This is a genomic window from Natribaculum luteum (assembly GCF_023008545.1).
In the GTDB taxonomy this organism is placed as follows: Archaea; Halobacteriota; Halobacteria; order Halobacteriales; family Natrialbaceae; genus Natribaculum; species Natribaculum luteum.
In genome coordinates, this window is the sequence record NZ_CP095397.1 from 1059512 (window position 1) to 1073730 (window position 14219).

Genomic DNA, 14219 nt, shown 5'->3' on the forward strand with positions numbered 1-14219 from the left:
GAGCGAAAGTATTGTTCGATAAATTCGCGAAATGGGCCATTGTACGCCAGAGATCGCGAGTCAGTTCCGCAACTACCATATACGCGTTGCTGCAAACGTTCGCGTGCTTAAAGTATGCCGAGGCCAGAGGTTCTCGAACGAATTCAGTCGGCAGAGGAGGAGGCCGACGAGATCGTCGCATTGGCAGAAAACGACCGCGACGAGCGAATAGCCGAGGCCCGGGAACGTGCTGAGGAGATTCGTTCGGAAGCGGAACGGGAGGCGCGCGAGCTCAAAGAGCAGCGTCTCGAGGAGGCACGCGAGGAGATCGACGCCGAATGTGAGCGTCTCCTCCGCGAAGGAGAACAGGAGCGCGAGGCGCTCGAAGACGTCGCCGAGCGCCGCGTCGACGAGGTGACAGCGTACGTCGTCGAACTGTTCCAGGAGGAAGTCCATGCTCAGACCTGAGCGGATGAGCAAGGTCTCGGTGACCGGTTCGAAGGGCGTGATGCCCACGGTCATCGAGACGATCCACGAACTGCACGTCGTCCACCTGAGCGATTACGACGGGTCGTGGACCGGCTTCGACAACGGCAACCCGATCGAGGGTGCCGACCGGGCGTCCGAGCGGCTCGTCACCGTCCGCTCGCTCGAGAGCGTCCTCGACGTCGACGAAGACGACGCCGGACCCGGCCGGCTCGAAGCCGACTGGGAAGACCGCCTCGAGCGGATTCGAGAGCAGGTCAACGACCTCGACGACCGTCGCGACGAGGTTCGCAACGAGTTGCGCCAGGTACAGGAGAAGATCGACCGCGTCGCACCCTTCGCGGAACTCGGAATCGACCTCGACTTGCTGTCGGGCTACGACTCGGTCGACGTCGTCGTCGGCGAGGGGAACGTCGACGAACTCGAGTCGGCTCTCGAGGCCGCCGAGGAGGTCCGCGCCTACGAGACGTTCACCGGCGGGGACGTGGTCGCGATCGTCGCCGCACCCACCGAGGATGCGGACGAAGACGTGATCGACGACGCGCTCGTCGGCGTCGAGTTCACCCGCCACAGCGTCCCGGAGACCGAACAGAGCCCGGAGGCGTACGTGGACGAACTCGAACACCGCAAGCGCCAGCTCGAGTCGGACCTCGACGACGTCGACAGCGAACTCGAGCGGATCAAACTCGACGAGGCGGGCTTTCTGCTTCGCGTCGAAGAGAAGCTGACCGTCGAGGTCCAGCGCGCCGAGGCCCCGCTGCAGTTCGCGACGACGGATCGTGCGTTCGTCGCCGAGGGGTGGATCCCCACCGACTCCTACGACAGGTTCGTCGCCGAACTCGACGCCGCCGTCGGTGACAGCGTCGAGATCGAAGAACTCGAGCGGGCGGATTACGACCGCCACGGCGCGCCACACCACACGGAAGACGTCCAGCAGGGCGGCCCGTCCGCTGGCGACGAGGAGCCGGCCGAACGAGAGGAAGAGCCGCCGAAGGCAGCGACCGACGGCGGCGTCGTGACGATGAACGACGAACCGCCGGTCGTTCAGGACAACCCCGGCCCGACGAAGCCGTTCGAAACCCTCGTGCAGGCGGTCTCGCGGCCGAAGTACGGTGAACTCGATCCGACGATCTTCCTGTTCCTGACGTTCCCAGCGTTCTTCGGGTTCATGATCGGCGACGTCGGCTACGGGATCATCTACATGGCGATCGGGTACTACATGTACTCGAACTTCGAGAGCAGTGGAATCCGCAGCCTCGGTGGTATCGCCATGTGGGCGGGCGGATTCACGATCCTCTTCGGCTTCCTCTACGGCGAGATCTTCGGCCTGCACGTGCTTGGGGAAGTCGTCTGGCCGAGCGGCCACCCGCCGATCGAGAAGGGTCTCGACCCTGCCGGTGAGGAGTTCGCGCTGGGCTGGCTCGTCATCAGCGTGCTGGTCGGGATTATCCACCTCAACGTCGGGTACATCCTCGACTTCTACGAGAACCTCAGCCACGGGCTCAAAGACGCGATCACCCACAGCGGGTCCTGGATCCTGCTGCTGAACGGCGTCTGGATCTGGATCCTCTCGGTCCAGGGCTACAATGCGGAGAATCCCGAAGAGAGCACGAAGCCGCCGTTCCTGTTCGAAACGTTCAGCTCGGACGGCCCGTTCCCGATCGGGTTCGAGGGCTTCCCCGTCATGGAAGTGTTCACGCTCCCCGAAGCCGTTCCTGGGCTCGGTGGCGTCCCGATCGGTGCCCCCTTGCTAGTGGCGTTCCTGGGACTCGTCTTGCTCGGCATCGGCGACACGCCGGAGCTCATCGAGTCGCTGTCGGTGCTCGTGAACGCACTCTCGTACACCCGGATGGCAGCGGTGTTGCTGGCGAAAGCCGGTATGGCGTTCGTCGTCAACCTGCTGTTCTTCGGGGCCTACGAGGACCCCGACGGCGCGTTCCACTTCCTGCGGAGTCACGAGCCAAGCTACGTCGCCAGCAACTACGGCGGCGAAGCGGAGTTGATCTTCCCCGGACTGATGCACTCGGGCGTCGCCGCGCTGCTCGGTGGTCTCGTCATCCTCGTGTTCGGGCACCTCCTGGTGCTCGCGCTCGGGGTGACAAGCGCCGGCTTACAGGCCGTTCGTCTCGAGTACGTCGAGTTCTTTGGGAAGTTTTATGAAGGCGGTGGAAAGAACTACGAACCGTTCGGACACGATCAAAAACACAGTGAGGACTAAGTAAAATGACTGAAATCGCACTCGCAGAATTCGCCAACGTTGTACTGCAGAACGGAGAAGCGTCCGGAAATTTCCTGACGGAAAACGGTGCCGCGGCAATCGCCGTCGGTCTCGCTGCCCTCGCAGCAGGGTACGCAGAGCGCGGTATCGGAAGCGCCGCCGTCGGCGCGATCGCGGAAGACGACGACATGTTCGTCCCGGGCCTGATCATGACAGTCCTGCCTGAGACGCTCGTGATCCTGGCCCTGGTCGTCGTGTTCCTGGTCGGTTAAACACCCCCTTTCTCTCATCCATGAGTCTGGACACAGTCGTTGAGGACATCCGAGACGAAGCCCACGCGCGTGCGGAGAACATCCGTGCGGAGGGCGAAGAGCGCGCCGAGGAGATCGAGTCGGCCGCCGAAGACGACGCCCAGGAGATCCTCGAGACGGCAGAGCAAGAGGCCGAACGCGAGATCGAACAGCTGCGCGAACAGCGACTCTCCAGTGCGAAACTGGAGGCGAAACAGAAGCGCCTGGAGGCGCGTCGCGACGTCCTCGGCGACGTCCGCGAACAGGTCGAAACGGAACTGACGAGCCTCGAGGGAGACACGCGAGAGGAACTGACTCGAGCGCTTCTCGAGGCCGCGAGCGTCGAGTTCGACGAGGACGACGACGTCAGCGTCTACGGCCGAGCCGAAGACGCAGACCTCCTCGAGTCGATCGCCGACGACTACGACGGCTACGAGTACGCCGGCGAACACGACTGCCTCGGCGGCGTCGTCGTCGAGAGCGAACAGTCGCGGGTCCGGGTCAACAACACGTTCGACTCGGTCCTAGAGGACGTCTGGGAAGACAACCTCCGGGAGATCAGCAACCGACTCTTCGAGCAATGAGCACGGTCGTTTCCACTCGTACGGCCCGCACACTCCCTGCTCGCACCCACCACACGGGGTGGTTCGCGTGAGCGCAGGTGCCTCCAATCCGGAGTACGTAAACGCCCGCGTTCGGGCACGGAGAGCCTCGCTGTTTTCCGACGAGGACTACCGCAAGCTGATCCGGATGGGGCCAAGCGAGATCGCACGGTTCATGGAAGAGACGGAGTACGAGCGCGAAATCAACGCGCTCGGAACCCGCTTTTCCGGCGTCGACCTGATCGAGTACGCCTTAAACCGAAACCTCGCGAAGCACTTCGACGACCTGCTGGACTGGTCGAAAGGTCAGACCTACGACCTCATCGCCAGGTACCTCCGGAAGTTCGACGTCTGGAACGTCAAGACGATCATCCGCGGTATCTACACCGACACGCCGGCCGAAGAGATCCAGACGGACCTCATCCGGGCCGGTGAACTCGAGGACGCGCTGCTCGACCGGATGGTCGAGGCAGACGAGATCGAGGACGTCGTCGAGATGCTCGACGGGACGATCTTCTACGACGGTCTCGTCGACGCCTACGAGGAGTACGAGGAAAGTGGGATGCTCATCCCGCTCGAGAACGCACTCGACCGCGAGTTCTACGAAAACCTCCTCGAGGACCTCGGGCGACCACAGGAGGGGCCGCGGGCGATGTACGTCGAGTTCCTCGAGGCCGAGATCGACTTTCGGAACGCCCGTAACGCCTTGCGACTCGCTCGCACTGGTGCCGACATCGATCCTGCAGAGTTCTACATCGAGGGTGGCGTGTTGTTCACGCAGTCGGAGCTGAGTCGGCTGGTAAACGACTACGACGAACTCGTCTCCCACATCGCCGACAACCGCCGCTACGGTGACCGACTCTCGACGGCGCTGAACCGGCTTCGCGAGGCAGAAAGCCTCATCGAGTTCGAGCACGCCCTCGACGCGGCGTTGCTCGAGTACGCCGACAGACTTTCCAGTATCTATCCCGTCTCCATCTCTGCGGTGCTGTCGTACATCCTCGCGAAAGAGCGGGAGGTCGAGAACATCCGTGCGATCGCACGCGGACGCGAGGTCGGCCTCTCGGAGAACGAGATCGAAGACGAACTGGTGATCCTATGAGCCAGGAAATCGCAGTCGTCGGCAGTCCGGAGTTTACGACTGGATTCCGACTCGCGGGCGTCAGGCGCTTCGAGAACGTCCCGGACGCCGAGAAAGACGAAACGCTGGACGACGCGGTGACGGACGTGCTCGACGACGACGGCGTCGGCATCGTCGTCATGCACGACGACGACCTCGAGTACCTCTCCCGGAACGTCCGCCAGAACGTCGAAACGAGCGTCGAACCGGTCGTCGTCACGATCGGCAGCGGTACCGGTGGCGGCGGCCTGCGCGAGCAGATCAAACGCGCGATCGGTATCGACCTGATGGAAGAAGACAACGAGTAAAACTATGAGTCAGGCAGAAGAAACCGAGACCGTCCAGGAGGACGGTGTCATCGAAAGCGTGAGCGGTCCGGTCGTAACCGCCACGGACCTCGACGCCCGGATGAACGACGTCGTCTACGTCGGCGACGAAGGACTGATGGGCGAGGTCATCGAGATTGAAGGGAACCTGACCACGATTCAGGTGTACGAGGAGACCTCCGGGGTCGGCCCCGGAGAGCCCGTCGAGAACACGGGCGAACCCCTGAGCGTGGACCTCGGGCCGGGCATGCTGGACTCCATCTACGACGGCGTCCAGCGCCCGCTCGACGTCCTCGAGTCGAAGATGGGGACGGCGTTTCTCGACCGCGGGGTCGACGCCCCCGGAATCGACCTGGAGAAGACGTGGGAGTTCACTCCCACCGTCTCCGAGGGCGACGACGTCGAACCCGGTGACATCATCGGTGAAGTGCCGGAAACCGAGAGCATCACCCACAAGGTGATGGTCCCGCCGGACTACGAGGGCGGCGAAGTCACCTCGATCGAGGCAGGCAACTTCACGGTCGAGGAGACGGTCGCGACCCTCGACTCCGGCGAGGAGATCACGATGCACCAGGAGTGGCCGGTTCGGCAGGCCCGCCCAGCAGCAGAGAAGGAGACGCCGACGGTTCCGCTCCAGTCGGGTCAGCGCGTCCAGGACGGGCTGTTCCCGATCGCCAAGGGCGGTACCGCGGCGATCCCCGGGCCGTTCGGATCGGGCAAGACCGTCACCCAGCACCAGCTCGCAAAGTGGTCCGACGCGGACATCGTCGTCTACGTCGGCTGTGGCGAGCGCGGTAACGAGATGACCGAGGTCATCGAGGACTTCCCCGAACTCGAGGACCCGATGACGGGCAAGCCGCTGATGAGCCGGACGTGTCTCATCGCTAACACCTCGAACATGCCCGTCGCGGCCCGCGAATCCTGCATTTACACCGGGATCACCATCGCGGAGTACTTCCGTGACATGGGCTACGACGTCGCGCTGATGGCCGACTCCACCTCACGGTGGGCAGAGGCGATGCGCGAGATCTCCTCGCGACTCGAGGAGATGCCCGGCGAGGAAGGCTATCCGGCGTACCTCGCGGCTGCACTCTCCGAATTCTACGAGCGAGCCGGCCTGTTCCAGAACATCAACGGCACCCAGGGTTCGGTGTCGGTTATCGGCGCAGTCAGCCCGCCGGGTGGCGACTTCTCCGAGCCAGTCACGCAGAACACCCTGCGTATCGTCAAGACGTTCTGGGCGCTCGACGCCGACCTCGCGGAGCGTCGGCACTTCCCGTCGATCAACTGGAACGAGTCGTACTCGCTCTACCGCCAGCAGCTCGACCCCTGGTTCCGCGAGAACGTCGCGGAGGACTTCCCGGAAGTCCGCCAGTGGGGGATCGACGTCTTGGACGAGGAAGACGAACTCCAGGAGATCGTCCAGCTCGTCGGTAAAGACGCCCTGCCGGAGGACCAGCAGCTGACCCTCGAGGTCGCCCGCTACATCCGCGAGGCGTGGCTCCAGCAGAACGCGTTCCACGACGTCGACACCTACTGTGAGCCCAAGAAGACCTATCGGATGCTCCAGGCGATCAAGACGTTCAACGACGAGGCGTTCGAGGCCCTCGACGCGGGTGTCCCGGTCGACGAGATCGTTGACGTCGACGCCGTACCGCGGCTCAACCGGATGGGCACTGCAGAGGAGTGGAACGAGTTCATCGACGAACTCGAGGACGACCTCAAAGAACAGATTCGGGAGCTGTACTGAAAATGAAAGAATACCAAACTATCACGGAGATCAGCGGTCCGCTGGTGTTCGCCGAAGTCGACGAACCCGTCGGGTACGACGAGATCGTCGAAATCGAGACGCAAGAAGGCGAGACCCTGCGCGGACAGGTACTGGAGTCGAGCGAAGGGATCGTCTCGATCCAGGTGTTCGAGGGGACCGGCGGTATCGACCGCAACGCCTCGGTACGCTTCCTGGGCGAGACGATGAAGATGCCCGTCACCGAGGACCTCCTCGGACGCGTCCTCGACGGGTCGGGTAACCCGATCGACGGGGGCCCGGAGATCGTCCCCGACGAACGACGCGACATCGTCGGCGCGGCGATCAACCCCTACTCCCGGGAGTATCCCGAGGAGTTCATCCAGACGGGTGTCAGCGCCATCGACGGCATGAACACCCTCGTTCGAGGGCAGAAGCTGCCGATCTTCTCCGGATCGGGGCTGCCACACAACGACCTCTCGCTCCAGATCGCACGACAGGCGACCGTGCCGGAAGAAGAAGGAGAGGGCGAAGAAGGCTCCGAGTTCGCAGTCATCTTCGGCGCGATGGGTATCACCCAGGAGGAAGCAAACGAGTTCATGGCCGACTTCGAGCGCACGGGCGCACTCGAGCGCTCGGTCGTCTTCATGAACCTCGCGGACGACCCCGCAGTCGAGCGGACGGTCACGCCGCGACTCGCGCTGACGACCGCGGAGTATCTCGCCTTCGAGAAGGGGTATCACGTGCTCGTCATCCTCACCGACATCACCAACTACTGTGAGGCGCTGCGAGAGATCGGTGCCGCCCGTGAGGAGGTTCCGGGTCGTCGTGGCTACCCCGGGTACATGTACACCGACCTGGCCCAGCTCTACGAGCGTGCCGGTCGGATCAAAGGCCGTGAGGGATCGGTCACACAGATTCCGATCCTCACGATGCCCGGCGACGACGACACCCACCCGATCCCCGACCTGACGGGGTACATCACGGAGGGACAGATCGTGATGGATCGGGACCTCAACAGCCAGGGTATCGAGCCGCCGATCAACGTCCTGCCGAGCCTCTCTCGGCTGATGGACGACGGGATCGGCGAGGGGCTCACCCGCGCCGACCACGCCGACGTCTCAGACCAGATGTACGCCGCGTACGCGGAGGGTGAAGACCTTCGCGACCTCGTGAACATCGTCGGTCGCGAAGCGCTCAGCGAGCGGGACAACAAGTACCTCGACTTCGCCGACCGCTTCGAAGAGGAGTTCGTCCAGCAGGGCTACGAGACGAACCGCTCGATCGACGAGACGCTCGAGATCGGCTGGGACCTGCTGTCGATGCTACCCAAGGAGGAACTCAACCGCGTCGACGAGGACCTCATCGCGGAACACTACCGCGAAGACGAGGGCGAGCAGGTCGAAGCGACCGCCGACTGACGCTCACGACGTTCGTCTCGTCTTTTCTCCTCGCCTCGCACTCGAGAGCGGTAGGTCCATCTCGAGGCCGTTCGACGAATCGGTAACAATCGAGCCGTCGGCGTGCAAATCGGTGTATCGGATAGCCGTCAGGTACCACAAACGCCATAACGATAATGAATAATCGTATGGGTGTATGCAAAAGCCACTACTCGTTACGGAGTTTCTCGACCGGGCGCGCGAGTACTACGCGGACGACGAGGCGGTCGTCGCGACGACCGGCGAGCGGTACACGTACGGCGAGCTCGGCGAGCGCGCCGATCGGTTCTCGTCCGCGTTGCAGGAGCGGGGCATCGAGAAAGGCGACCGCGTGGCAGTGCTCGACCCCAACACGCACTACCACCTCGAGGTAGCCTACGGGTCGATGCAGATCGGGGCGGTTCACACGCCGCTTAACTACCGGCTGACGCCCGCCGACTTCGCGTACATCCTCGAGGACGCGGGCGTGGACGCGATCTACGCCGACTACGAGTACGCCGAGAAGATCGAGCCGATCCGCGACGACGTCCCGACGGAGACGTTCCTCACGAACGACGCCGAGGCTGTGGACGGCGACTGGGAGGAGTTCGACGAGGTACTCGAGGACGCGGGCACCGAGTACGAGCGGCCGACGATGGTCGAAGACGAGGTCATCACGATCAACTACACGTCGGGAACGACTGGCGACCCGAAAGGTGTCTGTCGGACCCACCGGACGGAGACGATCCACGCCTACCTGATCGCGAACCACCTGGAGATCGCCGACGACGACGTCTACCTGTGGACGCTGCCGATGTTCCACGTCAACGGCTGGGGGCACATCTACGCCGTCACGGGCATGGGTGCGAAACACGTCTGTACGCGTGGCGTCGACGCCGAGTGGATCTTCGACACCGTCCGCGAGGAGGACGTCTCCTACATGTGTGGCGCACCGACGGTGCTGAACATGCTGATCGACTACCACGGCGAACACGACGTCGAGACGAGCGGAGAAAACGACGTCCGGATCGCCACTGCGGGGAGTGCGCCGCCGGAGGCGACCATCCGAACGGTCGAAGACGAGTTCGGCTGGTACCTGAAACACGTCTACGGCGCGACGGAGACCGGGCCGCTGATCACCACCTCGGACGCCTGTCGGACCTTCGACGACGACTCCCCGGATCGGTTCGCGGTCAAGAAGCGCCAGGGGCTCGGCTTTCTGGGCACCGAGATCCGCGTCGTCGACGAGGGCGGCGAGGACGTCTCCCGCGACGACGAGACGATCGGCGAGGTCGTCGTCCGCGGCAACCAGGTGATGGACCACTACTGGAACAAACCGGAGGCCACGGAGGAGGCGTTCAACGACCGCGTCGAGGGCTACTACCACATGGGCGACCTCGCAACCGTCGACGACAACGGCATGATCTCGATCCAGGACCGCAAGAAAGACATCATCATCTCGGGTGGGGAGAACATCTCGAGTATCGAACTCGAGGACACGCTGTTCGACCACGACGCGGTCGCCGACGTGGCCGTGATCCCCGCACCGAGCGACGAGTGGGGCGAGACGCCCAAAGCGTTCGTCGTCCCCTCGAACGGAGATCCGGAGAATCCGCCGGTCTCCGAGGAAGAACTCACGGAGTACACCCGCGAGAACCTGGCGGGATACAAGGCGGTTCGGCGGGTCGAGTACGTCAGGCAGCTCCCGACGACGGCGACCGGCAAGGTTCAGAAGTACGAACTCCGCGAGCGAGAGTGGGAAGACGAAGACCGGATGGTCGGGCAGGGCTGACATTGCCTGCTGTACCCGTGTTCCGAAAACGGCCGGGCTGCTCGCGGTTTTCGGGACCGACACACAGCAGACGTGATGAAGCCGACGCCGGCGACCGACGAGGTCCGGACTACTCGTCCCACCGGCTGTCGACGCCCCACTCGTCGCGATCGGTGCGGTCGTCCCGGTCGGTCCGTCGATCGGGCGACTCGCGCCGATCCGTCTCGTCGAGGCCACCGCGTTCTCTCGCGATCCGTTCGGCCTCCTCGCGGTCGACAACCGTCGGATTCGAGGTTTCTCCGGCGATGAGCAGCCACAGCACGAGCGGTGCTGCGAGCGCGAACAGCACGAACAGCACGAACAACTCTGCCGCCATCTCGGTTTCACACTCGGTCGTGCCAACACAAAGATTTTATCGTCAGGTTAAGATGTACTCCTATGTCCAGTACGGAAGATATCGGCGAACACGGCTGTCCGAAGTGCGGGCACACGGAAACGGAAGTCGACGAGATCGCGACGACCGGATCCGGTCTCTCGAAGATGTTCGACATCCAGAACCGGAGGTTCACCGTCATTTCGTGTGCGAACTGCGGCTACGCCGAACTGTACAAGGGCCGATCGTCCGGCGACGTCATCGACCTCTTTCTTGGGTAGCCACACCGACCGTCGACCGACCTTCCACGATCCATCGCCACTCCCGCGTTTGACGCGCTCGAACGTTTCGCATCGATACGGCACCAGACCGAGCGGCGTCCGCTCGCACACTCGACCCGTAAACGTCGTCGAGGACGGAACAAAACTGTAAACAGTTATCCGACTGGGGGCGTAAGGCACCCACAAGATGGCCAAGGACGTCAAGCCCACCCGTAAAAACCTGATGGCGATCGACGATCGCATCGATCTTTCGGAGCGGGGCCACGGCACGCTCGAGAAGAAACGCGACGGGCTCATCATGGAGTTCATGGACATCCTCGACAAGGCCCAGGACGTTCGCGGGGAGCTGTCCGACGACTACGAGGAAGCCCAGAAGAAGATCAACATGGCACGCGCCATGGAAGGCGACGTCGCAGTCCGGGGAGCCGCGGCCGCACTCGAGGAACACCCGGAGATCACGACCGAGGCAAAAAACATCATGGGCGTCGTCGTCCCGCAGATCGAGTCCTCCCGGGTCTCGAAGAGCCTCGATCAGCGTGGCTACGGTGTACTCGGCACCTCCGCGCGCATCGACGAGGCTGCAGAGGCCTACGAGGACCTCCTGGAGAGCATCATCCTCGCCGCCGAGGTCGAGACGGCGATGAAGAAGATGCTTCGCGAGATCGAGACGACCAAGCGCCGCGTCAACGCCCTCGAGTTCAAACTCCTGCCGGAGCTCTACGAGAACAAAGAGTACATCGAGCAGAAACTCGAGGAGCAAGAGCGCGAGGAGATCTTCCGCCTGAAGAAGATCAAAGAGAAGAAAGAACAGGAAGAACAGCGGGAGGCAGAGGCGGCCGACGAGGAGACCGAAAGCGACGAAGCGGTCGAGCAGGCGACGGCGGGTGGCGTACCGGGCGGCGACTGACCGATGGCCTGTTCGGTATGTGGAGCCGAGACGGTCGACTTTCTCGTTCCCGACGCGTACCGCGAGTACGCACCGGACGGTGCACACGCCGCGTCGATCTGCTCTCGGTGTCTCACGGTCGAGGCGGCAGACGAGGGGTGTGAAGATCCGGACTTCACACGGGTGAGCGGTGCGTTCCCGACGCGTCCCGACGCGGCGGTCCCGCTCGCGCTGGCGCTCGGTTGCTGTGAGTCGCTCGCGACGAACCGCGCGGCCCTCGAGACCCTGCTCGAGCGGATCGAACGGGCGGGCGTCGACCCGTTGCTGGCGCTCGATCGACTGCTCGCGGAGCCGTCGGTCGAGCCCGCGATCGATCTCGAGCGCAGACGAGTACAACTCGAGGCGTTGCTGTACTGATACGGACCGCTGTACGTCAGTTTCGGCACAACCACAGACTGTTCGCGATTGTGCCGGGAACCCGTTACAGCAGACTGTATGACCGACGTCCCGACGATTACGCCGGCGGATCGAGCTTCGTCGCGGTCGCCCGGTGGCGGCGATAGACCGCGTCGGCCCACTCGAGTGCGGCCGGCGAGTCGTTCTGGATCACGCCCTGGACCTCGGCGGCCTCGTTCTGGACGACGACGAACGCCTGGGAGGACGACTGTGTCTCGACGATACCGAGGCCGTACGGAATCGACTGAATCGAGTAGATGTCGAGGGTGCCGTCGACGAGGAGTTTGCGGATCTCTCGTGGGCGGTCCTCGAGCAAGAACGTGGTGAGTTCGTCGGTGAACAGCACTTCGGCGTCGAGCGTGCCGTCGAGAGTCCGGTCGTACAGCTGGTGGCGAAACTGGGGGATGCGGTCGGCCGCGGCGAACCCACGGAGACGATCCGCAGTGCCGATCAGGGACGCGATCTCCTCGAGCGGTTCGTTCGGTGCGTGGGGTTCGCGTTCGTGGACGGTCGCCCCCTCGAGCATGCTGGGGGCCATCGGCGCGTCGTGTGGAACGTACTCGAGGAGGTCGGCGACCCGTGCGATTGCGTCGATCGACTCGAGACGCCGTCGGTGTTCTGCGAGCGCGAGTTGTCCAGCGACGGTGAGCCGATACGCGCCGTCGGTCCGGTCGACGAAGGCGAGCCACTCGAGTTCTCGAATCGCCCGATCGATCGTCGAGCGCGAACACTCGAGCGCGTCGACGATGTCGCGTTTGTCCCGAGGACCATCCTCGAGTGCTGCGAGGAGAGATCGCCGCCGGGTGATCGTCTCGAGGACGGAATCGTCAGGAGAAGCTGGCATCGGAACTGTTTAACCCCGAATACATATCTATTCGACAAAAATTACACGGTTTCTATCAGTTTGCCGATCAGACGCCGGTCGAGTACCGGAGAATGCCGGCGATGCCGCCGAATGCGTTGTAGAGCTGCTCGCCTTTCTCGAAATCGGTCGAGATGAACTTGGTCTCGGTGCCTCGCTGTTCGGCGATCCCGATGAGGTGGTCGATGGCGTCTTCTCGCTCGGCCTCGTCGGCGTCGATCTCGGTGTCACACTCGCTGCAGGTGTGTGACGGCGTCGCCTTCCGCTGGTCGAGGAGTTCGCGATCGGTGTTGCCACACTCCGGGCAGTCGTAGATGACGACGTCTTTCCGGAGGTCTTCGCTGATCAGGAGCCGATCGACCGAGCCCATCATCAGGTTGGTCCGGGTCTGCTCGAACCCGTAGGTGGCGAGGTCGCCGGCGTGCAGTTCCTCGAAGAACTGCTCCATCTGCCGTTTGTCCTCCATCACCTCGGCGTCGGCCAGCACGTCCTGTGCGGCGTCGACGAGGTCTTTCAGGCCGGATTCGTCAGTGTAGGCGACGTCGAACTTGCCGAGTACCTTGTCCTGGAGTTCGTGGTGGAGGTAGTCGCCGTCTAAGAACTCGTCTTTGGTGGGCGAGGGACCGCCGACGAGCACGCCATCTAGGTCGTGGCGTTTGGGGACGAACAGATCGTTTGCCATGCCCGCGACCTCCTGGTAGAAGTTGTCGATCGCCTCGAGACGGAGGCGGGCGAATCGCTGTGCGGACTGGCCACCTTTGCGCTGTTTGCCAGGAACGAGCGAGGAGGCCGACTTGACCGGCTCGATCCGCTTGCCTTTGAGCCAGCCGACGTTGGCCTCGCGACGGTCGAGGACGATCAGGCCGTACAGGCCCTTGTCCTCGAGCATCTCCTCGAGCGGTCCGGTGAGGAAGTCGGAGTCGCAGTGATAGCGAAACGACTCGATAGGCTGGGGCGGTCTCTCCAGGACGTTGGTGACCATCTCGGTCCGGCCACCGCCGGAGTCGACGGCACCCGAGAACAGCACCATGCCGTTCTCCGGCGGCTCCTTGTAGTACTTGAGTCGATCCTTGATGCTCGTCAGCGCGTCCTGAACGTTCGTCCGGGTCTGTTTGGACTTGATGTTCGACGCCTCGCTGTGTTCCTGGGTGACGTGGGCGACGACGTCGCTGATCTGGCGATCCTCGGGGACGTAGATGGAGACTAGCTGCGTGCCCGAGCCCTCGTAGTTTTTGAGGTCCTCGATTACCTTCCGGAACTCGTATTTTTTCCGGTCGGATTGTTCCTGCTCGCCCTCCTGGCTCATTGACTGTACAAAGTGGTGCTGTGGGTAAGTATCCTTTGACACGCTACACGCCCGACGACTGCGATCAGGCGGCTGTCACTTTCCTTCGCGTGCGTGTG

15 protein-coding genes are annotated in these 14219 nt (G+C 63.3%); 12 read left to right on the forward strand and 3 right to left on the reverse strand.

Going from position 1 to position 14219, the window contains the following annotated elements; all coding sequences use genetic code 11:
- Nucleotides 1–114: 114 nt before the first annotated feature.
- The 9 genes from ahaH to MU558_RS05520 all read left to right on the forward strand — a co-directional run bounded on the left by ahaH (nucleotide 115) and on the right by MU558_RS05520 (nucleotide 9978).
- The gene (gene ahaH, locus MU558_RS05480; protein ID WP_246972666.1) at nucleotides 115–447 is read left to right on the forward strand and encodes an ATP synthase archaeal subunit H; all 333 of its coding nucleotides are present in this window, start codon (nucleotides 115–117) and stop codon (nucleotides 445–447) included.
- Nucleotides 434–2683, forward strand: a complete 2250-nt coding sequence (locus MU558_RS05485; RefSeq protein ID WP_246972668.1) for a V-type ATP synthase subunit I — start codon at nucleotides 434–436, stop codon at nucleotides 2681–2683. Before ahaH ends, MU558_RS05485 begins: the two co-directional genes overlap by 14 nt.
- Nucleotides 2684–2688: 5 nt before the next feature.
- Nucleotides 2689–2955: a hypothetical protein gene (locus MU558_RS05490; RefSeq protein WP_246972670.1), complete on the forward strand. Its 267-nt coding sequence runs from the start codon at nucleotides 2689–2691 to the stop codon at nucleotides 2953–2955.
- A gap of 20 nt (nucleotides 2956–2975) precedes the next feature.
- Nucleotides 2976–3557, forward strand: a complete 582-nt coding sequence (locus tag MU558_RS05495) for a V-type ATP synthase subunit E (RefSeq protein ID WP_246972672.1) — start codon at nucleotides 2976–2978, stop codon at nucleotides 3555–3557.
- A 67-nt stretch (nucleotides 3558–3624) separates the two neighbouring features.
- Entirely contained in the window at nucleotides 3625–4677 is a 1053-nt protein-coding gene (locus MU558_RS05500) for a V-type ATP synthase subunit C (protein ID WP_246972674.1), read from the forward strand.
- The gene (locus MU558_RS05505; protein WP_246972676.1) at nucleotides 4674–5003 is read left to right on the forward strand and encodes a V-type ATP synthase subunit F; all 330 of its coding nucleotides are present in this window, start codon (nucleotides 4674–4676) and stop codon (nucleotides 5001–5003) included. Before MU558_RS05500 ends, MU558_RS05505 begins: the two co-directional genes overlap by 4 nt.
- 4 nt (nucleotides 5004–5007) lie before the next feature.
- On the forward strand, nucleotides 5008–6771 hold the full coding sequence (locus MU558_RS05510) for an ATP synthase subunit A (RefSeq protein ID WP_246972678.1): 1764 nt from the start codon (nucleotides 5008–5010) through the stop codon (nucleotides 6769–6771).
- A gap of 2 nt (nucleotides 6772–6773) precedes the next feature.
- Nucleotides 6774–8189, forward strand: coding sequence for an ATP synthase subunit B (locus MU558_RS05515; protein WP_246972680.1), 1416 nt, complete (start codon nucleotides 6774–6776; stop codon nucleotides 8187–8189).
- A 175-nt stretch (nucleotides 8190–8364) separates the two neighbouring features.
- Nucleotides 8365–9978 carry a long-chain-fatty-acid--CoA ligase gene (locus tag MU558_RS05520; protein WP_246972682.1) on the forward strand — a complete coding sequence of 538 codons (1614 nt, stop codon included), beginning with the start codon at nucleotides 8365–8367 and terminating at the stop codon, nucleotides 9976–9978.
- 109 nt (nucleotides 9979–10087) lie between these two features.
- On the opposite strand, the gene MU558_RS05525 is transcribed toward MU558_RS05520, so the two are convergent.
- Nucleotides 10088–10333: a DUF8143 family protein gene (locus tag MU558_RS05525; protein ID WP_246972685.1), complete on the reverse strand. Its 246-nt coding sequence runs from the start codon at nucleotides 10331–10333 to the stop codon at nucleotides 10088–10090.
- Nucleotides 10334–10395: 62 nt separating this feature from the next.
- On the opposite strand from MU558_RS05525, the gene MU558_RS05530 reads away from it, so the two are divergent.
- The 3 genes from MU558_RS05530 to MU558_RS05540 all read left to right on the forward strand — a co-directional run bounded on the left by MU558_RS05530 (nucleotide 10396) and on the right by MU558_RS05540 (nucleotide 11914).
- Nucleotides 10396–10611: a zinc ribbon domain-containing protein gene (locus MU558_RS05530; protein ID WP_246972687.1), complete on the forward strand. Its 216-nt coding sequence runs from the start codon at nucleotides 10396–10398 to the stop codon at nucleotides 10609–10611.
- A 187-nt stretch (nucleotides 10612–10798) separates the two neighbouring features.
- Nucleotides 10799–11518, forward strand: a complete 720-nt coding sequence (locus MU558_RS05535; RefSeq protein ID WP_246972689.1) for a V-type ATP synthase subunit D — start codon at nucleotides 10799–10801, stop codon at nucleotides 11516–11518.
- 3 nt (nucleotides 11519–11521) lie between these two features.
- On the forward strand, nucleotides 11522–11914 hold the full coding sequence (locus tag MU558_RS05540) for a DUF6276 family protein (protein ID WP_246972691.1): 393 nt from the start codon (nucleotides 11522–11524) through the stop codon (nucleotides 11912–11914).
- Between the two features lie 97 nt (nucleotides 11915–12011).
- Here MU558_RS05540 and MU558_RS05545 read toward each other — a convergent pair whose 3' ends face one another.
- A complete protein-coding gene (locus MU558_RS05545; protein WP_246972693.1) occupies nucleotides 12012–12797 on the reverse strand; it encodes a helix-turn-helix transcriptional regulator in 786 nt (261 codons plus the stop codon).
- Between the two features lie 67 nt (nucleotides 12798–12864).
- The gene (gene prf1 / locus MU558_RS05550) at nucleotides 12865–14121 is read right to left on the reverse strand and encodes a peptide chain release factor aRF-1 (protein WP_246972695.1); all 1257 of its coding nucleotides are present in this window, start codon (nucleotides 14119–14121) and stop codon (nucleotides 12865–12867) included.
- Nucleotides 14122–14219: the final 98 nt, after the last annotated feature.